The organism is Serratia sp. GW822-FHT06D09, assembly GCF_058799515.1.
Genome location: NZ_JBXALO010000002.1, coordinates 76,073 through 100,195 on the forward strand (window position 1 = coordinate 76,073; position 24,123 = coordinate 100,195).

The 24,123-nt window shown below is 56.0% G+C and carries 26 protein-coding genes; 13 read left to right on the forward strand and 13 right to left on the reverse strand.

From position 1 onward, the window contains the following. Positions 1-13: 13 nt before the first annotated feature. Positions 14-865, forward strand: a complete 852-nt coding sequence (locus AC1RKG_RS04125; RefSeq protein ID WP_493182557.1) for a DMT family transporter — start codon at positions 14-16, stop codon at positions 863-865. 161 nt (positions 866-1,026) lie between these two features. On the opposite strand, the gene AC1RKG_RS04130 is transcribed toward AC1RKG_RS04125, so the two are convergent. Continuing rightward, positions 1,027-2,319 (reverse strand): oligosaccharide flippase family protein, encoded by a 1,293-nt coding sequence (locus tag AC1RKG_RS04130; RefSeq protein ID WP_493182161.1) that lies wholly within the window; start codon positions 2,317-2,319, stop codon positions 1,027-1,029. A 154-nt stretch (positions 2,320-2,473) separates the two neighbouring features. Here AC1RKG_RS04130 and AC1RKG_RS04135 point away from each other — a divergent pair, with 154 nt between their 5' ends. Beyond that, positions 2,474-3,328 carry an ATP-grasp fold amidoligase family protein gene (locus AC1RKG_RS04135; RefSeq protein ID WP_493182163.1) on the forward strand — a complete coding sequence of 285 codons (855 nt, stop codon included), beginning with the start codon at positions 2,474-2,476 and terminating at the stop codon, positions 3,326-3,328. A 15-nt stretch (positions 3,329-3,343) separates the two neighbouring features. On the opposite strand, the gene AC1RKG_RS04140 is transcribed toward AC1RKG_RS04135, so the two are convergent. Beyond that, positions 3,344-4,246, reverse strand: coding sequence for a LysR substrate-binding domain-containing protein (locus AC1RKG_RS04140; RefSeq protein WP_142815712.1), 903 nt, complete (start codon positions 4,244-4,246; stop codon positions 3,344-3,346). Positions 4,247-4,359: 113 nt separating this feature from the next. Between AC1RKG_RS04140 and AC1RKG_RS04145 the strand changes: the two genes are divergently transcribed. After that, the gene (locus tag AC1RKG_RS04145) at positions 4,360-5,139 is read left to right on the forward strand and encodes a HalD/BesD family halogenase (RefSeq protein WP_046374223.1); all 780 of its coding nucleotides are present in this window, start codon (positions 4,360-4,362) and stop codon (positions 5,137-5,139) included. Positions 5,140-5,294: 155 nt separating this feature from the next. On the opposite strand, the gene ansP is transcribed toward AC1RKG_RS04145, so the two are convergent. Both ansP and AC1RKG_RS04155 read right to left on the reverse strand, forming a co-directional pair. Further along, positions 5,295-6,758 carry an L-asparagine permease gene (gene ansP, locus AC1RKG_RS04150; protein ID WP_046374222.1) on the reverse strand — a complete coding sequence of 488 codons (1,464 nt, stop codon included), beginning with the start codon at positions 6,756-6,758 and terminating at the stop codon, positions 5,295-5,297. A 446-nt stretch (positions 6,759-7,204) separates the two neighbouring features. Beyond that, positions 7,205-7,642, reverse strand: a complete 438-nt coding sequence (locus AC1RKG_RS04155) for a PACE efflux transporter (protein WP_048761278.1) — start codon at positions 7,640-7,642, stop codon at positions 7,205-7,207. A 128-nt stretch (positions 7,643-7,770) separates the two neighbouring features. Between AC1RKG_RS04155 and AC1RKG_RS04160 the strand changes: the two genes are divergently transcribed. Next, positions 7,771-8,664, forward strand: a complete 894-nt coding sequence (locus AC1RKG_RS04160) for a LysR family transcriptional regulator (RefSeq protein WP_493182166.1) — start codon at positions 7,771-7,773, stop codon at positions 8,662-8,664. Between the two features lie 78 nt (positions 8,665-8,742). Beyond that, entirely contained in the window at positions 8,743-9,369 is a 627-nt protein-coding gene (locus AC1RKG_RS04165) for a LysE family translocator (RefSeq protein WP_048761285.1), read from the forward strand. A gap of 2 nt (positions 9,370-9,371) precedes the next feature. Here the strand turns inward: AC1RKG_RS04165 and AC1RKG_RS04170 are convergent, their stop codons facing one another. After that, entirely contained in the window at positions 9,372-9,935 is a 564-nt protein-coding gene (locus tag AC1RKG_RS04170) for a DedA family protein (RefSeq protein WP_020825754.1), read from the reverse strand. 50 nt (positions 9,936-9,985) lie between these two features. Beyond that, positions 9,986-10,666 (reverse strand): DJ-1/PfpI family protein, encoded by a 681-nt coding sequence (locus AC1RKG_RS04175; RefSeq protein WP_493182168.1) that lies wholly within the window; start codon positions 10,664-10,666, stop codon positions 9,986-9,988. Positions 10,667-10,757: 91 nt separating this feature from the next. Here AC1RKG_RS04175 and AC1RKG_RS04180 point away from each other — a divergent pair, with 91 nt between their 5' ends. The 3 genes from AC1RKG_RS04180 (at position 10,758) to pbpG (ending at position 13,945) form a co-directional block, all read left to right on the forward strand. After that, positions 10,758-11,702 carry a GlxA family transcriptional regulator gene (locus tag AC1RKG_RS04180; RefSeq protein ID WP_128864331.1) on the forward strand — a complete coding sequence of 315 codons (945 nt, stop codon included), beginning with the start codon at positions 10,758-10,760 and terminating at the stop codon, positions 11,700-11,702. A gap of 47 nt (positions 11,703-11,749) precedes the next feature. Continuing rightward, the gene (locus AC1RKG_RS04185) at positions 11,750-12,853 is read left to right on the forward strand and encodes an adenosylhomocysteinase (RefSeq protein WP_128863950.1); all 1,104 of its coding nucleotides are present in this window, start codon (positions 11,750-11,752) and stop codon (positions 12,851-12,853) included. Between the two features lie 162 nt (positions 12,854-13,015). Then, positions 13,016-13,945, forward strand: coding sequence for a D-alanyl-D-alanine endopeptidase (pbpG, locus tag AC1RKG_RS04190; RefSeq protein WP_122077682.1), 930 nt, complete (start codon positions 13,016-13,018; stop codon positions 13,943-13,945). 35 nt (positions 13,946-13,980) lie between these two features. Here the strand turns inward: pbpG and AC1RKG_RS04195 are convergent, their stop codons facing one another. Then, positions 13,981-14,436: a GNAT family N-acetyltransferase gene (locus AC1RKG_RS04195; protein WP_176983696.1), complete on the reverse strand. Its 456-nt coding sequence runs from the start codon at positions 14,434-14,436 to the stop codon at positions 13,981-13,983. Positions 14,437-14,518: 82 nt separating this feature from the next. Between AC1RKG_RS04195 and AC1RKG_RS04200 the strand changes: the two genes are divergently transcribed. The 5 genes from AC1RKG_RS04200 (at position 14,519) to AC1RKG_RS04220 (ending at position 18,764) form a co-directional block, all read left to right on the forward strand. Continuing rightward, positions 14,519-14,923 (forward strand): VOC family protein, encoded by a 405-nt coding sequence (locus AC1RKG_RS04200; protein ID WP_041414313.1) that lies wholly within the window; start codon positions 14,519-14,521, stop codon positions 14,921-14,923. Between the two features lie 65 nt (positions 14,924-14,988). Further along, entirely contained in the window at positions 14,989-16,308 is a 1,320-nt protein-coding gene (locus AC1RKG_RS04205) for a sensor histidine kinase (protein WP_046374216.1), read from the forward strand. Beyond that, positions 16,308-16,928 carry a response regulator transcription factor gene (locus AC1RKG_RS04210; RefSeq protein WP_493182558.1) on the forward strand — a complete coding sequence of 207 codons (621 nt, stop codon included), beginning with the start codon at positions 16,308-16,310 and terminating at the stop codon, positions 16,926-16,928. The genes AC1RKG_RS04205 and AC1RKG_RS04210 overlap by 1 nt, the downstream gene beginning before the upstream one ends. A 159-nt stretch (positions 16,929-17,087) precedes the next feature. Then, a complete protein-coding gene (locus AC1RKG_RS04215) occupies positions 17,088-17,585 on the forward strand; it encodes a GlcG/HbpS family heme-binding protein (RefSeq protein ID WP_129940096.1) in 498 nt (165 codons plus the stop codon). Positions 17,586-17,843: 258 nt separating this feature from the next. After that, positions 17,844-18,764, forward strand: coding sequence for a DUF808 domain-containing protein (locus AC1RKG_RS04220; RefSeq protein WP_046374213.1), 921 nt, complete (start codon positions 17,844-17,846; stop codon positions 18,762-18,764). A gap of 31 nt (positions 18,765-18,795) precedes the next feature. Here the strand turns inward: AC1RKG_RS04220 and AC1RKG_RS04225 are convergent, their stop codons facing one another. The 6 genes from AC1RKG_RS04225 to AC1RKG_RS04250 all read right to left on the reverse strand — a co-directional run bounded on the left by AC1RKG_RS04225 (position 18,796) and on the right by AC1RKG_RS04250 (position 24,031). After that, entirely contained in the window at positions 18,796-18,984 is a 189-nt protein-coding gene (locus AC1RKG_RS04225; RefSeq protein WP_442476002.1) for a small membrane protein YohP, read from the reverse strand. After that, positions 18,984-19,520: a GNAT family N-acetyltransferase gene (locus AC1RKG_RS04230; RefSeq protein ID WP_261103512.1), complete on the reverse strand. Its 537-nt coding sequence runs from the start codon at positions 19,518-19,520 to the stop codon at positions 18,984-18,986. Before AC1RKG_RS04230 ends, AC1RKG_RS04225 begins: the two co-directional genes overlap by 1 nt. Before the next feature lie 197 nt (positions 19,521-19,717). Beyond that, the gene (locus tag AC1RKG_RS04235; protein ID WP_122077692.1) at positions 19,718-20,743 is read right to left on the reverse strand and encodes a MerR family transcriptional regulator; all 1,026 of its coding nucleotides are present in this window, start codon (positions 20,741-20,743) and stop codon (positions 19,718-19,720) included. 287 nt (positions 20,744-21,030) lie between these two features. Further along, positions 21,031-22,260: a cysteine desulfurase-like protein gene (locus tag AC1RKG_RS04240; RefSeq protein ID WP_116690964.1), complete on the reverse strand. Its 1,230-nt coding sequence runs from the start codon at positions 22,258-22,260 to the stop codon at positions 21,031-21,033. Then, positions 22,257-22,901, reverse strand: a complete 645-nt coding sequence (locus AC1RKG_RS04245; RefSeq protein WP_041414315.1) for a 2OG-Fe dioxygenase family protein — start codon at positions 22,899-22,901, stop codon at positions 22,257-22,259. The genes AC1RKG_RS04240 and AC1RKG_RS04245 overlap by 4 nt, the downstream gene beginning before the upstream one ends. A 317-nt stretch (positions 22,902-23,218) precedes the next feature. Continuing rightward, complete coding sequence (locus AC1RKG_RS04250; protein ID WP_116690963.1) at positions 23,219-24,031, reverse strand: MetQ/NlpA family lipoprotein; 813 nt, start codon at positions 24,029-24,031, stop codon at positions 23,219-23,221. Positions 24,032-24,123: the final 92 nt, after the last annotated feature.

Below are 24,123 nucleotides of genomic sequence, written 5' to 3' on the forward strand. Positions count from 1 at the left end.
TCGCGTGGACGTAATGATGGGGCTGGCCGCCGCGCTGTGCTGGGGCAGCACGGATTTTTTGATCGGCATTAACGCCCGAGCGGTGGGGGTGCGCAGGGCGGTATTTTTCTCGCAGGCGATCGGCTTTGTGATTTTTAGCGCGTGGTTATGGGCCACTGCGGCTCCTTGGTTAGAAGCTTCAGCTTCCATTTGGGGGTTGGCGCTGCTGGCCGCGAGCCTGACGGTGAGCGGCACCTTGGCACTGTCGCAGGCCTTTGCTATCGGCAAGGCGGCGATGGTGGCGCCGCTGGTTACCAGCTACGGGGCGGTCACTACGCTGTTATCGTGGATCAGCGGTGAACGGCTGGGAGCTTTGACCCTGGCTGGGCTGGCGGTGTGTCTGCTGGGCGTCATGTTGACTGCCGTGAGCCCGGGTCGTCAGCCGGGCAGATCGCGCTCGACTTTGCCCGCAGTGACCTTTGCGCTGATCGCCGCCTTTTGTTATGGCACCGGTTTCTGGTTACAAGGGAAATACACGCTGCCGGTGCTGGGGCCGAGCCTTAGCCTGTGGCTTGGTTATACGGTGGGGTTGACGGCTGTGCTAGCGCTGAATACTGACCGACGCGCTTTGGTAAGCCGACCTAACTGGCGACAAGGAGGACTGCTGCTGCTGGCCAGCCTGCTGAGTCTGGCGGGCTTTAGCGCATTTGCCATGGGGGCCGGTAGCGGATCGCTGGCGATTGTGACGGTACTGAGCACCCTGTCTGGCGGCATTGCCGCACTGCTCGGCGCGCTGTTACTGCGCGAGCGGCTATCTGCCTTGCAGTGGCTTGGGGTATTGACGGTATTAGCGGGTGCCCTGGTGCTGCATATGAAATCGAGCTAGTTCACCGCCTTATTCGAGCGGCATTCAATCTAACCCCGAATGCCGCTCTCGGTCTGCTATTCACTGCTGAAACGAGTTGGTCGATAGCTCGCGGAGATTTCATTGTTTTTACCGCCAGGGTACCGGTAGCAATTTCGCCAGTATTCCCCGTGGCCGGGTTTTCAACCGGCGTGCTGAGTGCGTCTGATATAGGTCCAGGGGTTCAGCGAACGCAGATGCATTTGCAATACCGCGCCACGGCGGAAGAAGTAGTTAAGCAGGGTCAGTGACAACAGCTCTGTCAGCAGGGTGCTATAAGCGGCGCCCATCATGCCGTACTGGCGGATCAGAAAGTACGACAGCGGGATGTTGATGATAAACACCAGAAACATCTTCTTCGACAGGAAGCCATAGCCGGAGAAGAGCACAATGTATTTGTAGGCTACGGTGCCCAACGCGGAAAGCAGCGTTGAAATCGCCAAGACGCCCATCGCCGGATAGGCTGCCAAATATTGCTCCCCGTACAGCAACACAATGACCGGTTTGCCAAGCAAAACAATACCGGCCACGATGGCGGCGGCGATGGCCAGCACCAGCCCATTCAGTTTGGCGGCGGTGCGCATTGCGTCATCGCGGTGATAGGCAAAGATTTTGGCGAAAAACGAGGTGATCACCGCATCGGTAACAAACATCCAGGCGGTTGCCAGGGTGATGGCAACCGAGTAAATGCCCAGCGCTTGCGCCGAGACGAACCACATCAGGAACAGCTGCGCCAGCCGGGTATAAATGGCAATGGAGACATTGGAAACCGCCAGTGGCAAGCCGCTGGCGAGCAAATAGCGCACATATTTACGCCGTACGCGTTTTGGCGCGACAAAGCGCGGATAACGGCGGTGGTAGATATGGTGGCGAATCAGGTAGGGGATCAGGTAAACCATCACGATCGGGATTGCCAGGAAATACAGGTGCAGATCAAGATAAACAATCAGATAACGCACCAGCAGTGCGCTGCCCAACCCGGCTACGTTAGCCAGCGTATTGAAGCGTGATTCCAGCCGGGCGTCGTGATAAATGGTGAACACGTCTCTGAGCGAGAAGAAGCTGGCGACAAAGGTGGCGGCGCAAAAATAGAAGGTAATGAAATCTTCACGCAGCCCGCTGTAAATCAATATTGCCGCAGAGAGCAGCACAAAGCAGCCCTGTCGTAGCCGGTTGGTGGAGAACATCAGGGCGGTTCCGGAACCTGGGTTGCGGCTAATCCGCTTGAACAGCACGGTATCGGAGCCGAGCAGCGCCAGCGTTTGGGTAATGGCGAAAATAGCGGTAGCGAAGGTGATCTTGCCGAAGCTTTCCGGGCCAATGTATTTCGCCATATAGGCGGTAATGAAAATGACCCCCAGAATAGAGACCATTTTTTCGGATATCATCCAAAACGCATTTCTCACAATATTGATATCTATGAATTTTAATTTCATTGGTACTTTCCCTGTTGCCTCTAATAATAGGAATCGTCCGATTATTCCCTTACCCACTGTAAGGGATGCCCCGCAGGGTTTTATAATTGAGATGCAATAATCGGAATGTGAGAAGCATTCCTGCGTATGCTATGTTCATGGAAGAAAGAGAAGAATGAGAAAACTCGCAAAACGACTCTATCGGGCCGCACCCGATTTTATCTATTACCAAGTTAGCCATTATCTTGCCCATGGCTCTTGGGTTAGCTTCAAAAACCCGAAAACATTTTCAGAGAAGATTTATCATCGCATGCGCTACCCGCATAATGATTTCAGTATGTTAGCGGATAAGGTGGCGGTAAGAGAGTATATTTCTCGGCGGGTTTCAGATAAATACCTAACGCCCATTATCATGATCGTAGATAATTTTAGCGAACGGGACTACCTGGCCTTGCCACAATCATTTGTTATCAAAACCAATAATGCCTCGCAGCAGGTCAAGATAGTTAAAGATAAAAGTAAGGTCACCTATCAGGATATTACGAAAATTCTTAGCGAATGGTCTGGAATAACCTATTGGAAAAGATTTCGAGAAAAGCACTACGCTAATATTCCGCAGAAAATTATCGTTGAGGAGCTGCTGGATATTGAATGTGACGGTGAGCTGATAGATTACAAAGTGCACGTGTTTAATGGCAAATACTCTTATTTATTCGTTGAGTTGTTACGTGGCGGGCCAGAGCCGACTTCGCTGGAGTTTTTGGACGAATATGCCCACCATTGTTTTTTCACCCAGGGTGACATTCCGCAGATCAATACGCTGAACCAGAAACCGGCGTTTTGGGATGAAATGATCCAGGTGGCGAAAGCGGTCTCGGCAGATCTGGATTATTGCCGCGTCGATTTTTATCTCACTCGCGACCAGATCTACATTGGCGAATTGACGCTCACGCCCGGCGCAGGCAACGAAGTTTATCTGCCGCGCGCGACGAATCTGCTGCTGGGCGAGATGATGTCCAAGGACGGGTAAACATTGCGACGCCGCTTACCGTGCACCGTCCGCCGGTGCGATGCTTTGCAGCCACGCCAGAAATTCGGCGGCTTTGGGTTTGTCCAGCGTGCGTTGCGGGTAGACCACATAGTAAGGCTTGCTCAGCGGTAGCGTCGGTTCTGCCAGCGGCACCAGGGTTCCCTGAGCCAGTTCACGCTGGATCAGCTGCTGCTGGCCGAGCAAAACGCCGTGGCCCTCAACCGCGGCGTCAATCGCCAGCGAGGTCAGATTATAAGTCAGGCCGCGCCGCTGCGGCGGTGGTAACCCGGCGGCGCTGAACCACTCATGCCAGCCCGGCAGAAACTGGCTCTCCTTTCCCCAATCCACCTGAATCAGCGGCTGTTGAGTCCAGTCGCCGATCCTCTGTAACTGCGGGCTACATACCGGCTGCACGCAGTCCTGAAACAGCCGCACTTTTTCCATCAATGGATAGTCCTGATCGCCAAAGCTCAGGGCAAAATCCGCCGTTGAAGCGGCAAAATCGACCTCGGCGTGGGTGGCGTGCAGGCGAATATCCATCTGTGGATGCTGGTTCAGCCACTTGCCGATGGCTGGGTTCAGCCATTTTGACGCCAGGGCCGGCAAGGCAAAAATCGTCAATGCCTCTTGGCCCCGTTGGCGATCGACATGCTGTTGCGCCACGCGCAGCGTTTCAAACGCCTGCTGCACGTAGGCCAGGTAATCCGCCCCTTGTTCAGTCAGCGTCACGCCGCTTTTGGCGCGAATGAACAGTGTGATGCCCAGATGCTGCTCGAGCTGGCGGATCTGCTGGCTGACGGCGGCGGCGGTCAGCGCCAGGCTGTCTGCCGCTCTGGCCAGGCTGCCGGTACGGGCGGCGGTTTCAAACGCCAGAATGGCGCTCAGTTTGGGCAGGCGGCTGCGGGAAGGTGCGTTCATGGTGGCTATCGCTAAGAATTGGTTAGCTCATCCTTAACGCATTTTTGTTATTACGGCAATCCGACATTCGCTACAGTGAGGTTATCCGGCCCTTATGCCCTCAGGAGTTCAGCATGCAGCAACTTGCTCATATCATTGATTTATCCGCCAACCCGATTGGCGATGCTGCCTTTCAAGCCCGTTGCCGGGCGACGCTGGATGCGGCAGGGGCGCTGGTGCTGCCCGGCTTTTTGACCGCCGCGGCGCTGGCGACGGTGCGTTTGGAGGGGGCAGAGCACAGCCCTGCGGCGTTTTATGCCGCCAGCAAGCACAATGTCTACCTGAAACCGCAGGACGACGCCTTGCCGGCCGATCACCCACGCAACCGGCTGGTGGTTTCTTCCAAGGGGTGCATTACCGACGAGGATATCCCGGCGCAGTCGCCGCTGCGTACGCTGTACGATGCGCAATCCTTCCGCGATTTCCTCTGTGCGGTACTGCAAGAACAACAGCTGTACCCTTACGCCGATCGGCTGTCTTCAATCAACCTGCATTATGCCCATCGCGGGCAGGAGCTGGGCTGGCATTTTGACAATTCGTCGTTTGCCATCACGCTGCTGATCCAGAAACCGCGCGCCGGTGGGCAATTCGAGTACGTGGAAAACCTGCGGGATGCCGATCGTGGGGAGATGAATTACGCTGGCGTGTCGCAGGTATTGGACGGCGAACGGGCGGTTAAGACCTTGGCGATCGAAGAGGGGGATTTGGTGCTGTTCCGGGGACGCAATGCCATGCACCGCGTCACGCCAACCGAAGGCGATACCACCCGCATGCTGGTGGTGCTGGCCTACAATGCCCAGCCGGATATCGCGCTGTCGGAGAGCGCCAGAATGACCTTTTACGGCCGACTCTAAGAATAAAAAATTCAGAGGGCTGACAAGCCCGCATAAGGGTTAACCGATAGGGGGCGAACATGTTCGACCCGATTTAACCGATTGATTATGCGGTAGGGCGCGGCATGCCGCGCCCCTACTACGAATAACTGCCCCCAAAGGGGCAGTTAAGAGACTCAGTGGTGGGCTTCTTCGTGAGCCTGCTGTTCCAGCTTCACTTCCTGAGCCCGCTTGCGCAGGCCGAACCAGCCCAGCGTGAGCAGCACCGCCAGCACCGGAATGGTGGCGATAGTCCAGGTGCCGTTCGGGTAGTCGAACGCCATCATGATGACGACCGCCAGCAGGAATGCCAGCGTTAGCCAAGAGGTGAAGGGCGCGCCGGGCATTCTGAAGGATACCGGCTGGGCGCGACCTTCGCGTACGGCTTTGCGCAAACGCATTTGGCACACGATGATAAACGCCCATGAGGCGATAATGCCCAGCGAAGCGATGTTCAGCACGATCTCAAACACCCGCGAAGGCACCAGATAGTTCAGCAAAACGCCAATCACATAGATGCCGCAGGTCACCAGAATGCCGGCGTAGGGCACTTGCTGGCTGCTCATTTTGGCCATGAATTTCGGCGCTGACCCGCCCATCGACAGTGAACGCAGGATACGGCCGGTGGAGTACAGGCCGGAGTTGAGGCTGGAGAGTGCTGCGGTCAGCACCACGATATTCATGATGGTGCCGATATAAGGCACGCCCAACTTGCTGAAGAAGGTAACGAACGGGCTTTGGCCCGCCTGGTAGGCGTTCCACGGCAGTAGCAGCACCAACAGTACCACCGAACCGACGTAGAACAGGCCAATGCGCCAGATCACGCTGTTGATCGCTTTTGGCATCATTTTGGCCGGATCCTTACACTCACCGGCGGCGGTGCCGATCAGTTCAATCCCGGCGAAGGCGAAGATAACACCCTGCACTAACACCAGCGCTGGCAGTAGCCCGTGCGGGAACATGCCGCCGTTTTCGGTAATCAGGTGCAGGCCGGTGGTGTTGCCGGCCACCGGAGTACCGGTGCCGAGGAACACTACCCCCACCACCAGGAACAATGCGATGGCGACGACTTTGATCAGGGCGAACCAGAACTCCATTTCGGCGAACCACTTCACGCCGATCATGTTCATGGTGGCAACCACGCCGAGGGCGCAGAGCGCGAACAGCCATTGCGGGACGTCGGCGAAGGTGCCCCAGTAGTGCATGTACAGCGCCACCGCGGTGATATCGACGATGCCGGTCATCGCCCAGTTGAGGAAATACATCCACCCGGCGACGTAAGAGGCTTTTTCGCCGAGAAACTCACGGGCATAAGACACGAAGCTGCCGCTGGACGGGCGGTGCAGAACCAATTCGCCCAATGCGCGCAGAATGAAGAAAGAGAATATACCGCACACCAGATATACCAGCGCCAGTGCCGGGCCGGCCAATTCCAGACGGCCACCGGTACCGAGGAACAAGCCGGTACCGATTGAACCGCCGATAGCGATCATCTGTATTTGTCGATTGCCCATGCTTTTGTGATAACCGGATTCATGGGAGTCTAACCATCGTCTTCTGGCTGCGTGCTTGTCATGCGCAGACTTTTTATTTGATTGCATTATCCGTCCTGTTTACCTGTCTATGGAATTACCCTGCTCTGGCTTCAGAGCAAACGATTGCTATGGACAATCGTTATGAGAATGAGGTCATGGCATCATTCTGCTGTTTATTGTGTATACAAGCCGCCACGAAATAACGGCGAAGCATGCTACCTTTTCTCAGTAAATGTGGCAAAAAATCCTGCGTATAAATCGTGAACAAGTGTGTTTGTTTTTTGTTCTATATATAAAAGAATATATTATTCAATAAGATGGTTGATTTTATCAAGACGGAAATATCGAGGAATAAAAAGTGATTAAAATCACATAATAATAATTACCGTGCAAACTACAGGGAATTTTTCTTATTAATGGGTGAGGTGAAAGGAGGGGATAATAAGACCTCCCAACCTGTGGTGATATTGTCCGCAGGCGGGAGATAATAAAGGGAGAGATTTGGCCGATTTTTAGGCGGATTCACCGGCCGGCAGAGCCGAAGTCGGCAGGCCGAATACCTTGTCGAACACCCAGTTAAACACAAAGGTGTAGCACGGGATAATCACTATCAGGGCCATATCCAGCAGCAGCGCCTGCCACAGCGTAATTCCCATCCACCAGGCAATCAGCGGGATCAGGTAAACCACTAACGTTAATTGAAAGCCTATGGCGTGCAGAATACGGCGTTTAAGCGTACGGCCGCGTGAGGCCTGGCGACTTTCCCACAGCTCAAACAGCGAGTTGTAGATGAAGTTCCAGGTGACGGCGATAGTGGTAATGATCACCGCCAGCGGCCCGGTGCTGCTGGGGGCACTGCCGGAAAGCAGCGCCAGCCCGAGCGCTGAGATCGCCATGCCGATAATTTCATAGGCGGTGACATACACCAGTTTGCGTTTAACGCCTTGCATTACTCATCTCCTGACTGATTTCTTGGCTTTGTGGTCGAGTGACCTTTTGCCGTCTGGCGGGTAAGATAACGTCAACTACATTGATAGAAAAAGTCAGGAGCTGTCAGTTTTACTGACAGGAAGGCGCAATGAATTTTTCCAGCGACAATATTGAGCTGTTTCTGGCGGTACTGGATCGCGGTTCGTTTTCCGCCGCGGCCCGTTCGCTGCGCCGCGTACCTTCGGCGGTGAGTATGGGGATCGCCAATATGGAGGCGGAACTGGGGTTTCAACTGTTTGATCGTTCGCTCCGCGAGCCGGCGCCGACCGCGTTGGCATTGGCCCTGGCACCCCATGCGCGACTGATAGCCGAACAGCTTAAGCAGTTGCAGAACCACGCTATCGAACTGTCGCAAGGGCTGGAGAGTACCTTGTCGATTGGCGTTGCCTCGGACATCAACAGCAACGGCCTGCTGACGGCGATCAACACGCTGGCGGAGCGCTATCCGCTGCTGAATATTGAAGTGCTGACCGCTCCGCAGGATGACGTGGTGCATATGCTGCATCAAGAGCGAGTCGACGTTTGCCTGGCATTTGGCGGACTAAACATCAACAGCCAGGAACAGTTTCACTTCGTCGGCGCGGAATCGCTGGTTGCCATGCTTTCGCCACGGCACCCGGCGTTGCACGGGGCGCCGGATGAGCTGTTCCTCGAGGATTTGGTCAACGTGCGGCAGATAATGGTGGCCAGCCGTGATTTGCCGATCGCCGATCTGCGGCCGCGGGTGGCGGAATCTTACTGGCGCACCGACAGCCTGCCGATGGCGCTGAACATGGTCGAGGCGGGTTTGGGCTGGGGCAATTTCCCGCTATCGCTGACCGCACCATTGTTAGCTCAGGGGCGGTTGATCAGGCTGAAATTTAAAAACACCAAAAATGAGCTGCGATTGCCGATACACCTTGTCTGGCTGAAAAGCCGACCGTTGGATAAAGCCGCCCGCGAACTGGTGGCCCTGATGCGCGACGCGTCGCAGGCGGAATAATCCCGGCGGCCGTATTGCTTTTGTTTTCATCGCTGGGCTACTTTGAACCGTGGCATTTACGAAGGGAGTGCGGAAAGTATGATCAGCGAGACGGCATTATCGGTATTGAGCATTACTGGCGCCATTGCGCTGGGGGCAATGAGTCCGGGACAAAGCTTCATTCTGGTGGCGCGTACGGCCGTGGCATCGTCGCGCCGCGACGGTATGGCAGTGGCGCTGGGTATGGGCGTCGGCTGCTTTATTTTTGCACTGGTGGCTCTGTTGGGGCTTCAGTCATTGCTGTTGGCATTGCCATGGCTGTACTCCACGCTGAAAGTGCTGGGGGGCGCTTACCTGGTCTACCTGGCGTTCAAAATGCTGCGTGGGGCGAGTCAACCGTTGAACGTGGAGGCCGTCGGCGCGCAGTCTCTGGGCCTTCGCAAGGCCTTTACCACGGGGCTATTGACCCAGTTGAGCAACCCGAACACCGCCATCGTGTTCGGCAGCGTGTTTGCCGCCTTGCTCAGCCATAAAATCTCGCCGCTGATGTACATTATTCTGCCGGTGATCGCCCTGACGGTTGACGTCCTCTGGTATGCCTTCGTGGCCTTTGTGTTGTCATCACCACGTCCGCGTCGCGCCTACCTGCGTTTTAAAGCCTGGTTCGATCGGGTAGGCGGCGGAGTGTTGGCCTTGCTCGGTGTGAAACTGATGCTGAACCGATAAGCTTAATCGGCATGCCGACGGCGCCACCAAAACCGTACTAGCAGAATGGCGGCGATCACCAGCGCGCAGAACAGCACGCTGGTGAGTCTTTTGTCGAAGCCCGAGATAAAGCGGCCGATCGCCTCGCCACCAAAATAGCCCAGCAGCACAAAGATTGTCGCCCACAGGATGGCGCCCAGAATGTTCAGTGGTACAAAGCGCGACGGCGGCAGCTTGCTGGCGCCGATCAGAACCGGGCCGATAATGCGGAAGCCATACATAAAACGTACGCCAATCACGAACAGCATTGGGTGGCGTGCGATCAGCTTTCTGGCGCGTTCGATGCGTTTTTCCTGGCTTTTCATGCGTGAAATGACCCGTCCGCCGAAGCGACGGCCCAGGAAAAACAGCAGTTGATCCCCCAGCGTGCCGCCCAACGCCACCACCGCAATAACCCAGGGCAGATGTAACAGTCCCTGATGTGCCGCAATGCCGCCCAGCAGCGTGATGGTTTCGCCTTCGGCCAGACAGCCGATAAACAGCGCCCAATAACCGTAGTCCGTAATGTAGTGGGCTAAATCCGCCATTCTGATCCCCTATGTCTTTAACACATAAGGTTAAGTATACGCCCTGTGCGCTAGCCGCGGGCGGCAATCTGCGCCACCAACGCCCGACGTTGCCGCAAACTGTCGGCCATTTGCGCCTGAACCCGGGCCAGAACATGCGCCGGCGCCAGTTCCGGCGTCCCTCCCTGGAAAGGCGGTGCCGGCGCATATTCCAGATACAGTTGGATCATTTGCGCGGTTTCCTCATCGTGCAATTCGGCGATTAATGCCAGCGCGAAATCGATGCCGGCAGTCACGCCGCCGCCGCTGATGACGTTACCGTCACGCTCTACCCGGGCATGACTGGGGATCGCACCGAACAGCGCCAGGCTTTCGCGCATGCTCCAGTGACAGGCGGCGCGTTTGCCCTGCAGCAAACCGGCAGCGGCCAGGATCAGCGAACCGGTACACACGGAGGTCAGATAGCGGGCATCAAGTCCCAGACGGCGGATCTGGCCCATAAAGGCGTCGTTTTCCAGCGCCTGGGTGCAGCCGGCGCCGCCCGGTACGCACAGCACGTCGCAACGCGTGACTTCTTCCAGCTTCTGCAACTGGGTAAAGTGCAATCCTTCGGCGCTGATATCTGCGCCACCGACGGAGGCCACGACAATTTCGGCCCCAGGCATGTGTCGCAAGAACTGCAGTGGCCCGGTAAAGTCCAACTGGGTGACGCCCTGATAGATCGGAAAAACAATCACTAATGGTTCAGACATGATATTCGCCTCAGTTTTGTCATTTGCTTTGGGTAATAATAGCGACCCTGTTTTTGGCTGATATGACGGATAACCCTCAAAAAGCGCCATGATGAAAAATATCGGCTTTGTGGTCTTCCCCGGCTTTAATCTGCTCGACTTCGCCGGGCCACTGGCGGCCTTTGATAATGCCAACCAGTTTACGGCGACCCAGGCCTACCGGTGTCTGCCGCTCTCGGAGCGGGGCGGCAGCGTGGTGAGCTCTTCGGGTGTGGAAGTGCTCACTCAGCCGTTTGGCGAACATCGCCTTGATACGCTATTGATTGCCGGAGGCAGCGGCAACGTCGTCGCCACCCAGTCGGCGGGGCTATTGGCGTTTCTGCACCGGCAAAGCCGGCAGGCACGGCGCATGGCCAGCGTGTGCACCGGCGCATTTATACTGGCGGCTGCCGGGTTGCTGGACGGCAAGCGCGCGACTACCCATTGGTACCATGCCGCACGGCTGCAACAGAGTTATCCGCGTATCCGCGTCGACAGTAATCGTATTTATATCCGCGACGGCACGATCTGGACTTCGGCGGGCATCACTGCCGGTATCGATTTGGCGCTGGCGATGGTCGAGGAAGATCTCGGCAGCGCATTGGCGGCCAGTGTGGCTCGGCAACTGGTGGTGTATCACCGCCGTCCGGGCGGGCAGTCGCAGTATTCCTTGCTGCTGGAGCTCAACCCGTCTTCAGATCGCATTCGCAACGCGCTCTCTTATGCTCGTGAACACCTCCATCATCCGCTGACGGTGGGCGATCTGGCGGACGCCGCCTGTCTGAGCGAGCGGCAGTTTGGCCGCTTGTTCCGCGCCGAAACCGGCCAGACGCCGGCCAAGGTGATTGAACAATTGCGAGTCGAGGCCGCCAGGGTCAGGATTGAAGAAGGTCACGAAGCGCTGGAGAGCATCGCCCGCGCCGTCGGGTTCAGTGACCCGGAGCGTATGCGGCGGGCCTTCATCCGTCTGTTTGGCCTGTCGCCACAGGCGATAAAGCGCCTGAGCCGCAGCGGTTAAATCATTCTGCCGTGCCCCGGTGGCGCGGCGCAGTAGAGGAGCGACAGATGTATCAGGATTTTGAAAGTGAGCTGAACTGGGCGATGCGCCACATGCCGCGTACCCGGGCGGCCGTTGCTGCACTGCCGGATTTAAGCGGCGTGCGTCTGGCGTGCAATATGCACCTGGATCTGAAAATGGCCCCGCTGGTAGCGGGTCTGTTGGATAAGGGCGCTGCCATCTATCTGACCACCTGCAACCCGACCACGGTGCAGGATGACGTGGTCGCCTGGCTGGAACGCCGTGGGGCACAGGCTCACGCCTGGCGCGACATGAGCGACGCCGATTGGTCGGCATCGTTTGACCGCGCTCTGGCCTGGGGGCCTACCCACCTGTGCGAAATGGGGGCGGATCTGACTACCCGCCTGCACCAGTCTGCCGACGGCCCGCAGATTATCGCCGGGCTGGAAGCGACAGGTTCCGGCATCAGTCGACTGAACGGTATGGCACCGCGCTATCCTATTTTTAACTGGGACGATTTGCCGGTAAAAGAAGGGCTGCATAACCGTCACATGGTCGGCTTGACCGCCTGGCACACCTTCTTCCAAACCACCCATTTGACGCTGCATGAGAAATGCGTGCTGGTGATTGGCTATGGTTTGGTTGGGCAGGGCGTTGCGGCCGCGGCGAAAGCTTACGGCGGCCAGGTGATCGTGGCGGAAATCGATCCGGCGCGTGCGCTGCAGGCGCGTTATGACGGCTGGGCGGTCGTTGATTTGGCCAGTGCGGTCAGCCAGGCCGATGTAATTGCCACGGCAACCGGGGCAAAAAACGTGCTGTCAGCGCAGCATCTGCAACAGGCGAAAGACGGGGTGTTCATCCTCAACGTCGGCCATGTAACGGCGGAAATTGACGTCGGTTTCCTGCAGAACCTGCCGCACAGCGAGCCTATGCCGTTTGTAAATGCCTACCAACTTGGCGACAAACAGTTGTACTTGTTGGCCAATGGTTCAATGTTCAATCTGACGGCGGGCTACGGCGACAGCCTGAATGCCTTCGATGTGACGCTGGCGGTGATGGCTGCAGGCATTGGCCATATCGTCGGAGACGGCGCACGCCAGGCCCCTGGGTTGTACCTGTTGCCGCAGTCGGCCTGGCAACCGGCACTGTAACTTTTTCAACGCGGGCGTTCATCCCAGAGCGCTCGCGGTTTGCGCAATTATCTCTCCGACAGAATTTGTCACAAATCGGCTGACATAATCCCAGTGCCAATGGGAGAACCCTCACATATAATTCGGCCAAATAAGACCTTCATCTTCTTCAGTGACAGAGTAATGCATGTGAAAAAACGTGTTTTGGTACTAGCCCTGCTCGCTTTGCAGGCAGGGGCAGGCTTCGCGCCGCGCGCGCTGGCCAGCGAAAATAACGCCGTCACCCGGGCCGCCCAGCCTGAGCTGGCTTCCGGCAGCGCCATGGTGGTGGATATGCAGACCCACAAGGTGATGTATGCCCGCAACCCGGATGAAGTGGTGCCGATCGCCTCCATCACCAAGCTGATGACGGCAATGGTGACGCTGGACGCCCATCTGCCGCTGGATGAAATGCTGTCGGTGGATATTCACCAGACGCCGGAGATGAAAGGGGTCTATTCGCGCGTACGGCTGAACAGTGAGATCAGCCGTAAAGATATGCTGCTGTTGGCGCTGATGTCGTCGGAAAACCGTGCTGCCGCCAGTCTGGCGCATCATTACCCGGGTGGGTACGGTGCATTTATCAAAGCGATGAACGCCAAAGCCAGGGCGCTGGGCATGACCAACACGCATTATGTGGAACCGACCGGGCTGTCGATCAAAAACGTCTCTACCGCCCGCGACCTGACCAAACTGTTGATCGCTACCAAGCAATATCCGCTGATTGGCCAGCTCAGCACCACCACCGAACGCATGGCGAGCTTCAAGGATCCGAACTATACGCTGCCGTTCCGCAATACCAATCATCTGGTATACAACCCGAAATGGAACATCCAACTGACCAAAACCGGCTTCACTAACGAAGCGGGACACTGCCTGGCGATGCGCACCATGATCGGCAGTCATTCCGTGTCGCTGGTGGTGCTGGACGCCTTTGGCAAGTATACCCACTTCGCCGACGCCAACCGCCTGCGCAGTTGGATCGAAACCGGTAAGGTGACGCCAATCCCTGCCGCTGCCCGTGACTACCGTCGTCAGAAAGACGCCCGTCTGGCGAAGAACGAAACCGAATAATCGATGCTGTGGCCTGCGGAGCTGTTCGCAGGCCGTTACCGTCCCTCAGGGCGCCGGATCACAAAACCCCGCTCCCGATCGCCGTCGAACCCGGCGCGCAGATACAGCTGATGTGCCCCGGTGCGCTGTTGACCGGAGAGCAGCATCACTTTGTAGCAACCTTTCCGCCATGCCAGTTGCAATGCGTATTCAAGCATCGCTAAAGCAATACCTTGTCCGCGATGCGCCTGAGCAGTGACCACGTGCTCAATGATGCCGAAGGGTTGCCCCTGATGCACCAGCCCCGGCACCATCGCCAGCATGCAGGTTGCCACCGGTTGGTCATCGACCACGCTGACCACCAGACGAATCGCCGGGTTGTCCAGCAGGCGTTGCAAAGTACGCTGGGCATTATCCGGGCGCAGCGGCTGATCCTGCGGGCGTAACTCCCTGTACAGCGCCTGCAGGCCGGCAAGATCGCTCAATTGGGCCTGACGGTGGATGACGGTCATATTTCCTCCTTTCAATCGCCGTGAAGGCGTATCCATCCGCTATCATCAATTAATACCATATTGCACGCGAGGGCAGCATCCCATGAGCCACGTTTCTACCTTTGTCATGTTTCAGGGCCAGGCCCAACAGGCGATAGATCTTTATAGCGAACTGTTTGCCGGTTTCCAGGTTCAGCAACTGCTGCATTTTGATGAGCGCGATGGCGGGCCGCGACGGATCAAGCAGGCTACCATCGATTTTGATCGGCATAATCTGGTGTTTATTGACAGCCCGGTCAGCCATGACTTCAGCTTTACCCCGGCGGTCTCGCTTCATGTGAACTTGGCCACCGAGGCGGAGCTTGAAAGGATTTTCGCCCGCTTGGCAGAGGGCGGCGAGGTGCTTATGCCGATTGATGATTATGGTTTCAGCGCGCGCTTCGGGTGGTTGAACGACCGCTTTGGCCTGTCCTGGCAACTGAACGTGCCTGCCGGTGATGCCGGCTGAGATACCCGCACCCGCTCTTTTATGGTATTTAAGCGTTCAGAAAATTTGCGCAGGGATGGATGGGTATGTTCAAGATAATGGGCTGGTTAGCGTTGGCTCTGCTCTCCAGCGGCGGGTTGACAGCCTATTTTTTGCAGCAGCAGTACGAAGAGAAAAGCGCTGATTTTCGTATACTTTATCGCGACGTGACGGTGAAGCTTTCACAGCACGACGCCATCATTCCGCTATTGCCGGCCAGCCAATACAGCCGGGAAGTGCAGAGGATCTTTCCGCAAATCATCCATTGGCGTTCTCATCCTGGTATTGAACCGCGACGGCTCATCGTAGTGGAACAAAATGGGCGCTACTGGCTCAATGCCGGTAACCAGTCGTTGTTGATCGATCTGAACCAATTGATGAACGAATTGGTGGGAGAAAACGGCTTCCGGCACCTGGTGGTACGTTGGAACGGTCAGACCTTATTTGAGCGGGGGGCGGCGCAGGCTTCCTACTATTGGCAATGGGAAAAGGTGATAGCCAGCCAGTCGCAGCCTTTTGTGCTGGCCGCCGGTGACGATCCGAACTGGGCTACGCTGCCCTGGCCCCTGATCCTGTCCCCTGCATTGTTCTGGGGACTGGTGCTTTACTTGATTAACCAATATCGAACTAACCGTCGGCGGCGAGATATCGCCGATCTGCGTGCCCATTACGCCGAGATCACACGGCTCAATACCCTGGGCGAACTGACCGCCGGTATCGTGCATGAACTTAACCAGCCCCTCACCGCGATTTTGAGTTACAACCAAACGGCCTTGCGTCTGGTTCGGCAACAGCACACCGAACAACTGCCGCAGTTGCTTGAGGCCGCCGTGGTTCAGATCAAGCGCACCGACGCATTGCTGCAGCAATTTCGTCAGAAGCTGACCAGTGAGCGAGTCGATTATCAACCCGTCGCGCTGGGCGCACTCTGGGCCCGGGTGAGGACGCTGTTGGACAATGAAATTCGGGGCAATAAAGTCAAAATTAACAGCAGCATTCCTGACAATTTGCCCAGGCTGTTTGCTCCGCCGCTGTGGATAGAGCAAATTCTGCACAACATCGCCAGCAATGCGATTCAGGCGCAAGAAAATAATGCTGTCGGGACGGCCTGGATCAACCTGGCAGCCACGGCCACCGACGAGGGGATTGCTTTAACCCTGACTGACGGTGGCCCAGGGCTATCGGAACAGGCTCTTCAGCATGTCTTTATGCCGTTTTTCACCACGCGCGCCCAGGGCATAGGATTGGGGATGGCCTTGACGGATACGCTGATCCAACGTCTTAACGGCACCATCGAAGCGACGAATATTGTCGGGCAAGGGGCCTGCTTCCGACTCTGGTTACCGATACACCCTGAGGAGAGATGATGAACCAAACCATTTACCTTATTGACGACGAACCGGCCATTCTCTCCTCGCTTAGCGCCTTGCTGTGTACCGTCGGTTGGCAAACCCGTACTTACAGCAGTGCGCTGGCGTTTCAGCAAGGCGTCGGTGAGCTGCATGGCTTAACCGGCTGTCTGCTGCTGGATATCAGGATGCCGGGCAAAACCGGGCTGACGCTGTTGGAGGAATGGCAACGGCAAGGGTTGGCGATCCCGGTGATCATCATGACCGGGCACGCGAACATTGATTTATGCCGCCGGGCCTTCAAAAACGGCGCTTTCGAATTCCTGACCAAACCGATCGACGCCGATTTACTGTTCGAAGTGGTCGGCAGCGCATTGGAACAGCAGCAGAACTTGCAGGAGCGGCAACAAAAAATACGCCTGATGCAACACCGGCTGGCTACGTTGACTGCCCGCGAACAGGATATTTTTGAGCACATTATGCAGGGGAATTCGAGCAAGGAGATCGCTCGCGTTTTTGCACTGTCGCCGCGCACCGTGGAGGCCCACCGAGCCAATATCTTCGCCAAGCTGGACGTCAACTCTTTGCCCAAACTGATGAACGAATATGGCGAGCTGGCGCTGCTGAAAAAAATGTAACAACGCTTTGTTATTGATGAAAATGGGGCGCAAGTCCCGTCCCAAGGGCATTCTAGGTAAAATTACTTAATCGCGTAGGTAATCACGCCAATAGTGTGCTGCGGCTGCACCTTTTACTATCCCTGATATCCACAAGGGACAAGCAAGGAGCAAGCCAGTATGAAAATCATCATTTCAAGCATCATTTTACTCAGCAGCGTGACGTCGTTCGCCAGTATGGCCGGCGGCGTTCTCAGTGAAAAAAACCTTTCCCTCGACCTGGCCGATAAACTGGCTCAGAGCGCTATTCAGGCCTGCAGTGCGAAAAACTATAACGTCGCCGTCACGTTGGTCGATCGCGCCGGTACCCCGCTTGTCATCAAGAAAATGGATAACGCCGGTCCGCATACGATCGAAGCCAGCCGCATGAAGGCGTTTACCGCCCTCAGCACCAAAAACCCGACGGAAAACGTGATGAAGAATGCTCAGGCTAACCCAGGGGCGGCAAACCTGCGCGATATCCCGGGCTTCCTGTTGCTGGCAGGTGGCGTACCGGTGAAATCTGGGGACATGGTCATCGGTGCCATTGGCATTGGTGGGGCACCGGGCGGGGATCTTGATCAGCAGTGCGCGCTGGAAGCCTTGAAAAATAACCAGAGTAGCCTGAATGCCGGGTGATCTTTTTTAACGGTTACCGCCGCTTCTTAGGGCGCGGTAACCTGATGACCGGCACGGCTATACGCTTTCACCCACTGGATGATTTGCTGCAACCACTTGGGCAATCATCCAGCAATACTTCCTGTTTATCCCCCGTCTCTCCTCCCAATCGTTATTTCTCCACTAAAATATTCATTAGCAAATCGACAATCATTAATGTTGTAGTATGAATCTCGACGAAGAGATCGTGACTCGTGAATATGAAAAGGATGAACCACTTTGGCTGGAAGTAGCTTACTGACTTTAATCGACGATATTGCCTCACTGCTGGACGACGTCTCGCTGATGACCAAGATGGCGGCAAAAAAAACCGCCGGGGTATTGGGAGACGATCTGGCACTTAACGCGCAGCAGGTCACCGGCGTAAAGGCCGATCGCGAGCTGCCGGTGGTGTGGAGCGTGGCCAAGGGCTCGTTTATCAACAAGGCGATCCTGGTGCCGCTGGCGTTGCTGATCAGCGCATTTGCTCCTTGGGCGATCACGCCGCTGCTGATGGTGGGTGGGGCTTACCTGTGTTACGAAGGGTTCGAGAAGGTGTTCCACAGCCTGACTCACAAAAAACAGGATGGGGAAGAGAATAAAGAGGCGCTGAACGCCAATGAAGACGTGGCGGCCTATGAACAACGCAAGGTGAAAGGGGCTATCCGCACCGATTTTGTGCTGTCGGCCGAAATTATTGCCATTACTCTGGGCACCGTGGCCGGGGCGACCTTCAGCCAGCAGGTGATTGTGCTGTGCGGTATCGCGATTGTGATGACGGTGGGGGTTTACGGCATCGTGGCCGGCATCGTCAAACTCGACGACCTGGGGTTGTATCTGAGCCGTAAAAGCAGTGCGTTGGCCCGTTCAATCGGCAGCGGTATTGTCAGTGCGGCGCCTTATCTGATGAAGACCCTGTCAGTAGTCGGCACCATCGCCATGTTTATGGTCGGGGGCGGTATCCTGACCCATGGCTTGCCGCCGGTGCATCATTTGTTTGAGGACTGGGCGTCGTACGCCACCGTGGTGCCAACCTTCGGTCAGATCCTGCAGGGCGTGATTCCCGCCTTGCTCAACGTGGTGTTTGGTCTGGTTGCCGGCGGCGTAGTCCTGCTGGTGGTTTCGGCTCTGGGGGCGATCCGGGGACGTTTAAAGGCCTAAGCTAATCCCGCGCCTCTCGGCGCGGGGTCATTTAAAAGATCAGCTTGAACACGCCGGTGATGGTGAGCAGGCCAACGATAAAGATAATAGCGACAATCCACAGAATGATTTTCATTCGTCTCTCCCAATTGATTTGAATGACGGCGCGAGTTTTCGCTAACCTGATGAAATCATTATTTACTGTAGTCGATAATTCGCAAATTGCTCGCTGCAAGCCCATCAGGGGGGATTGTCGCCACCTGCGCCTAACGCACGCTGCATGATATGGGTGTCGCGCCACTTACCCAATTTAAACCCTACCGCCTTTAGCGTCCCCACGCTGCCAAACCCCAATTTTTGATGCAAGGCCAGCGAGCCATGGTTTTCCCCGGCATTGCCGACGACAGCCAACATTTGGCGCCACGGCCCCCGTTCGCAGCGGGCAATCAGCTCGATCAGTAACGCTTTGCCGATGCCCTGACCCTGTTGCCCTTCGGCGATATATACCGATTCTTCCACGGTGAATCGATAGGCTGGACGCGGTCGATAAGGCGTGGCGTAACAGTAGCCCACGACGAGATGATCCCGCTTGGCCACCAGCCAGGGCAGCCCGGCCTCTTGCACTTTGCCCAGCCGCTGCCGCATTTCTTCCTGCGTGGGGGGCGTTTCTTCAAACGAAGCGGCGCCGAATAACACGTGATGGGCGTAAATCTGTTGGATGGCGGCTATGTCGTCCGGCGTAGCGTCGGTGAGGATCAGCGGAGCGGTGTGGGGCATAGTGATTCATGTTTACCTTGGAAATCAGAAGATAAGCGCATTATGCGCCGCGCCTGGCGACAAGGAAAATTGGGCTTTCTTATGCTGAAGATAAAAAAAAGTTATACCCGGCCGCGAAACGAAAAAATGGCGCATGACGATCTTCGCCATGCGCCGGGAGCCGCTGCGAGCAGCATTCGGACGGGGAAAAAACCGGGCTAGCCGCGCATGAAGTGCGCCACCGCCTGCTGCAGGTAGCGTAATAGCGGCGGGGTCAGCCAGGTGCCTTCCGTCAGCGTCGGTTCCTGCTCCATGGCCTGGCGGATTTTCATCTGGGTGGCCGGGTGGGGACCGGCGTAGGACTGGAACAGTTCAAGCCATTGGGCTGCCAGCTGTTTTGCCCGCGCTGACTCTGGCGGTATGCCCTCATTCAGCGCCTGATGGAACTGGGCGATCAGTGCCGGCCATTCCTGCAGGCGGGTAAAGTAGTGCTGGCGCACATGGGCGTATTCTTCCGCCGACAGGTATTTTTGGTAGATTGACAGCTTGGTTTCGGCGAATGCACGGGTCACATAGTCGGTCATAGCCGGGGTAATGCCGGTTTGTTCGCGTATCGCGGGCTCATCGGCATGCATGGCGTTGAGTCGGGTGAGAAACGCCGGATTACGCGCCGTATCGCGTTCCAGCATCAGCATCCAACGACGCGCCAGCGCCTGAGCCTGCAACGCTTGCGGTTCAACGCCGCCATCGATCAACTGGCGCATGCTGCTGACCAACTCGGCCCACTCCTGATTGCGGCTCGGGTCGGCCTGATAGAAAGGCAATTGGGCCAGTTCGTCTGCGGTAAAATATTTATCGTACATGGTCATTAACTCCAACGTAGTCAGCCAGTCGTTCAGTTCCGGTTCGTCCCCGGCGGTGAGCTGAGCATGCATATGCTGCAGACGATCGCGCAGCGCGGCGGTCTGTTCCAACTGCCGCTCCAGCATGACGATTTGCTGTTGTATCACCGAAGTGAGCGCCATCCCCGAACGCGCCAAAATTGCCCCGACCTCTGCCAACGAGACGCCCATTCGGCGCAATGCCTGAATGTGGTGCAAGCGAGTGATGTCAGCCCGGTTGTATAACCGATACCCGGCGTCGGAACGCGCAGAAGGAACCAGCAAGCCAATGCTGTCGTAATAATGCAGCGTCCGGACGGTAATGCCGGAACGGCGGGCCAGTTCGCCCACTTTCAATAACATCGGTGTGCTCCTCCCTTGTGCGTTCCGGGATACTAAAACCTGACGTAGCGTGAGGGTCAATAGCGGAGTTAAGGATATTTTTGGCAACGGAGGAGGGCGTTTGCCTTAGGGAACATTAGCAAAGTGCTCTGTTGTTTCGTAGTAGGGGCACTGCATGCTGCGCCCTATTACATAATCAACAGATTAAATCGGGTGAACATGTTCGACCCTTACCGACTTAACCCATATGCAGGGGGGTCAGTAGTATGAGCCCAGCAGGGGGCTGGGCTTTGTGGATCTATGTGCTGCTACCTTTCGCTAACGAGCAGCTCAAACAGCGTGTCGATTTCCTGCAGGGTGTTGTAATGCATCATCCCAATACGCAATACGCCGCCGCTGTCTTGCAGGTTCAGCCGTTGGATTAAGCCTTGCGCATAGAAGTGCCCGCTGCCGACGCAGATATTGTGCCGGCCTAATCGGCGCGCAATCTGTTCGGGGGCATGTCGCTTAAAGGTCAGTGCAAAGGTGGGCGTGCGGCGTTGGCAATCCGCCTGAGGGGAACCGTACAGTTGCACATCGTCTATTTGCTGTAAGCGCTGCAAAAAATAACGGCACAGGTTCTCTTCATGGCGATGGTAGTCGGCAAAACTTTCCTGCAAACGCTGCCTTAAGGACGCGCCGGGCGTTCCCCATTGCGCCAGGTAGTCAACGGCTGCCGTGACTCCTGCCAGCCCTTCAAAACTCTGAGTACCCGTCTCAAAACGTCCTGGCCCCACGTCGGTAGCCGGTTCGACTTTATAGGGTTGCAGCCGCTGTAACCACTGCGGCGCGATATAGGCCATGCCGATGTGCGGACCAAAGAATTTATAGGCGGAGCACACTAAAAAATCACAGCCCAATGCCTGCACATCGATCAGATTGTGTGGGGCATAGTGCACGGCATCGACATAAACCTGAGCGCCGACCCGGTGAGCGGCTTCGGTGATGGTTTTTATATCGACGATGCTGCCGGTAACGTTGGACGCGTAGGTCACCGCCACCAGACGGGTTTTAGCGGTGATCTGTTCGCACAGTCGGGCAACATCCAAAGAACAGTCTGCTTGTTGCAGGGGGATTTGATGCACGGTGACTTGTTTATCGTTTGCCGCCTGTTGCCAACTGGAGACATTGGCGTAGTGATCCAGTTCGGTGACGATAATCTCATCGCCGGCCTGCCAGTGACGGCTAATGATTCGGCTGAGATGGAATGTCAGCGAGGTCATATTCATGCCAAAAATGATGTTATCGGGCGTCGGCGCGTTTAATAAGGCGCGCACCGACTCCCTGGCATTATTCATTACTTCGCCGGTCACGTGGCTGGAAAAATAGTGCCCGCCCAGATTGGCGTTATATTTCCCCAGGTAGTCCGTCATTTTTTCCAGTACGCCTCGTGAAACCTGAGACCCACCAGGGCCATCGAAGAAGATCACCGGTTGATCGTTATAATGCTGGGTCAGCGCGCTAAACTGGGCTCTGGCGAGTTCGGGCGTAAAAGTCATGCTTTTTCTCCGCGGGCAGTCAGGACAAAGATATCCAGGTGTCCTTCTTCTTCCGGGACAATGGCGCTGATCGGCGTGGCGTTATGCCATAACTTGCTGTCCGCCAGTAAAACGGCTTCGCCGTCCGCCAGCGCTTTTTTAAAGAAGGGAGGCTGGTGATTATCGGCGTATAACATGATTTCGCCGCCGACAATATTCTGCCGATGAATAGCAATCATCGCGATATGATCAAAACCATCCTGATGGATCCCTTCCGGCGCGACCTGCGTTTCATTATGAATGGCGACCACGCGCATCTGGTGAATTTCTATCTCCGCGCCTTCGGGTAAATCATTACTTTCCGCGAATAGATTACACATTTCATCCATGCCGGCGCTTTGCAACACGTCGCTATCAATGGGTTCAAAATGGCGTACCACGTTGCCCTGGAAGTGATTGATCTCATCGGACTGCACGAAATTGCGTTGGCCAACCTCTACCACATGGCCATTGAGATGTTTCACTACCGAATAGCGCCGTAAGCGGTATTTTCCGTCAGCGTGTTGTGTATGGGGCAATGCAGAAAACGACGGCGTTAATTGTTGGGTGGCCTGACGGCTAAGCGTAGTCATACTTATTACGTTTTCGTGTTTCTGTAACATAATCACCTCTAATATTATTGAATGATGACTTTGTAGGGAGGTATTTCGATTGAATTGTAGTCGACACTTTTGCCAAAGCAATTTTTGGCCGTCGCCCCGCAAATGTGGCTGTAAACGGGGATGAACGCAGAGAATGTTGGGTGTTGCGCGGCCGATGGTTTACCCGGTGCGGTGAGGCTGGCGTTCGGGGCTGTAATGAGCTGCGGAATGGTTTTGACTGGCTGCCGGACCGAGCGCGGCGAAGGTAGGGGGCTGAACCTGGGGGAGAGATTAAAAGTGCGAGCACCTGCACAGGTGCTCGCCAGTAGAGCGCTGTTTTACCAGCCTTTGACCGCACCGCCGTTAAAGATCTTTTCGGCGGCTTTGGCCACTTCATCCGACTCGTAGGCTTTGATGAAGTTTTGTACGTTCGGCGCGTCCTTGTTGTCTTCACGCGTCACGATGATGTTGGTGTACGGCGAATCCTTGTCTTCGATGAAAATGCCGTCTTTGGTTGGCGTCAGGCCAGTTTGATTAATGTAGGTGGTGCTGATGATTGCCACGGTGACTTTCGGATCATCCAGCAGCTGCGGCAGCTGTGCGCCTTCCAGCTCCATAATCTTGTAGTTATGCGGGTTGGCGCTGATATCCAGTGAGGTCGGCAATAGCCCCTTGCCCGGTTTCAGCTTAATCAGGCCAGTTTTTTCCAGCAGCAGCAGCGCACGGCCGAGGTTGGTGGGATCCAGCGGAATAGCGATAACCGCGCCGTCCTGAAGCTCTTTCAGCGATTTGATTTTTTTCGAATAGCCGGCCATCGGGAACACGAAGGTATTGCCTACCGCCACCAGTTTGTAGCCGTGATCTTTATTCTGTTGTTCGAGGAATGGCCGGTGTTGGAAAACGTTGGCATCCAGTTCACCTTTGTCGGTGGCGTCATTGGGCAGCAATGAACCGCTGAAACCGACCAGTTCAACATCCAGGCCGTACTTCTCTTTCGCCACCTGCTTGGCGACTTCCGCTACGTCCTGTTCCGCGCCGTTGATGACCCCTACCTTGATGTGATCCCGATCGGTTTTCTGTTCACAGCCCTGCAGTGCCAGCACCGCGGCAAACGCCGCCAGCAGAGGGGTATAACGCCAGCTTTTGGTCATCGAGTGCTCCCTGAAAAAAACAATGAAATCAGTTGGTTTTGTGCTGCTAGCTAAGCCTGAACCTGCGGGGAAGTCAAACGCTTGCTCAGCAC

Excerpts from the sequence above, each read along its gene's own strand:
- AC1RKG_RS04210 (WP_493182558.1), top strand. The coding sequence starts at position 16,308 with ATGAACCAAACCATTTACCTTATTGACGACGAACCGGCCATTCTCTCC.
- AC1RKG_RS04215 (WP_129940096.1), top strand. The coding sequence starts at position 17,088 with ATGAAAATCATCATTTCAAGCATCATTTTACTCAGCAGCGTGACGTCG.
- AC1RKG_RS04135 (WP_493182163.1), top strand. The coding sequence starts at position 2,474 with ATGAGAAAACTCGCAAAACGACTCTATCGGGCCGCACCCGATTTTATC.
- pbpG (WP_122077682.1), top strand. The coding sequence starts at position 13,016 with ATGCATGTGAAAAAACGTGTTTTGGTACTAGCCCTGCTCGCTTTGCAG.
- AC1RKG_RS04145 (WP_046374223.1), top strand. The coding sequence starts at position 4,360 with ATGCAGCAACTTGCTCATATCATTGATTTATCCGCCAACCCGATTGGC.
- AC1RKG_RS04165 (WP_048761285.1), top strand. The coding sequence starts at position 8,743 with ATGATCAGCGAGACGGCATTATCGGTATTGAGCATTACTGGCGCCATT.
- AC1RKG_RS04125 (WP_493182557.1), top strand. The coding sequence starts at position 14 with ATGATGGGGCTGGCCGCCGCGCTGTGCTGGGGCAGCACGGATTTTTTG.
- AC1RKG_RS04180 (WP_128864331.1), top strand. The coding sequence starts at position 10,758 with ATGAAAAATATCGGCTTTGTGGTCTTCCCCGGCTTTAATCTGCTCGAC.
- AC1RKG_RS04195 (WP_176983696.1), bottom strand. The coding sequence starts at position 14,436 with ATGACCGTCATCCACCGTCAGGCCCAATTGAGCGATCTTGCCGGCCTG.
- AC1RKG_RS04235 (WP_122077692.1), bottom strand. The coding sequence starts at position 20,743 with ATGTTATTGAAAGTGGGCGAACTGGCCCGCCGTTCCGGCATTACCGTC.
- AC1RKG_RS04185 (WP_128863950.1), top strand. The coding sequence starts at position 11,750 with ATGTATCAGGATTTTGAAAGTGAGCTGAACTGGGCGATGCGCCACATG.
- AC1RKG_RS04170 (WP_020825754.1), bottom strand. The coding sequence starts at position 9,935 with ATGGCGGATTTAGCCCACTACATTACGGACTACGGTTATTGGGCGCTG.
- AC1RKG_RS04225 (WP_442476002.1), bottom strand. The coding sequence starts at position 18,984 with ATGGGCTTGCAGCGAGCAATTTGCGAATTATCGACTACAGTAAATAAT.
- ansP (WP_046374222.1), bottom strand. The coding sequence starts at position 6,758 with ATGCAATCAAATAAAAAGTCTGCGCATGACAAGCACGCAGCCAGAAGA.
- AC1RKG_RS04240 (WP_116690964.1), bottom strand. The coding sequence starts at position 22,260 with ATGACTTTTACGCCCGAACTCGCCAGAGCCCAGTTTAGCGCGCTGACC.
- AC1RKG_RS04140 (WP_142815712.1), bottom strand. The coding sequence starts at position 4,246 with ATGAACGCACCTTCCCGCAGCCGCCTGCCCAAACTGAGCGCCATTCTG.
- AC1RKG_RS04205 (WP_046374216.1), top strand. The coding sequence starts at position 14,989 with ATGTTCAAGATAATGGGCTGGTTAGCGTTGGCTCTGCTCTCCAGCGGC.
- AC1RKG_RS04250 (WP_116690963.1), bottom strand. The coding sequence starts at position 24,031 with ATGACCAAAAGCTGGCGTTATACCCCTCTGCTGGCGGCGTTTGCCGCG.
- AC1RKG_RS04200 (WP_041414313.1), top strand. The coding sequence starts at position 14,519 with ATGAGCCACGTTTCTACCTTTGTCATGTTTCAGGGCCAGGCCCAACAG.
- AC1RKG_RS04245 (WP_041414315.1), bottom strand. The coding sequence starts at position 22,901 with ATGTTACAGAAACACGAAAACGTAATAAGTATGACTACGCTTAGCCGT.
- AC1RKG_RS04160 (WP_493182166.1), top strand. The coding sequence starts at position 7,771 with ATGAATTTTTCCAGCGACAATATTGAGCTGTTTCTGGCGGTACTGGAT.
- AC1RKG_RS04175 (WP_493182168.1), bottom strand. The coding sequence starts at position 10,666 with ATGTCTGAACCATTAGTGATTGTTTTTCCGATCTATCAGGGCGTCACC.
- AC1RKG_RS04130 (WP_493182161.1), bottom strand. The coding sequence starts at position 2,319 with ATGAAATTAAAATTCATAGATATCAATATTGTGAGAAATGCGTTTTGG.
- AC1RKG_RS04230 (WP_261103512.1), bottom strand. The coding sequence starts at position 19,520 with ATGCCCCACACCGCTCCGCTGATCCTCACCGACGCTACGCCGGACGAC.
- AC1RKG_RS04155 (WP_048761278.1), bottom strand. The coding sequence starts at position 7,642 with ATGCAAGGCGTTAAACGCAAACTGGTGTATGTCACCGCCTATGAAATT.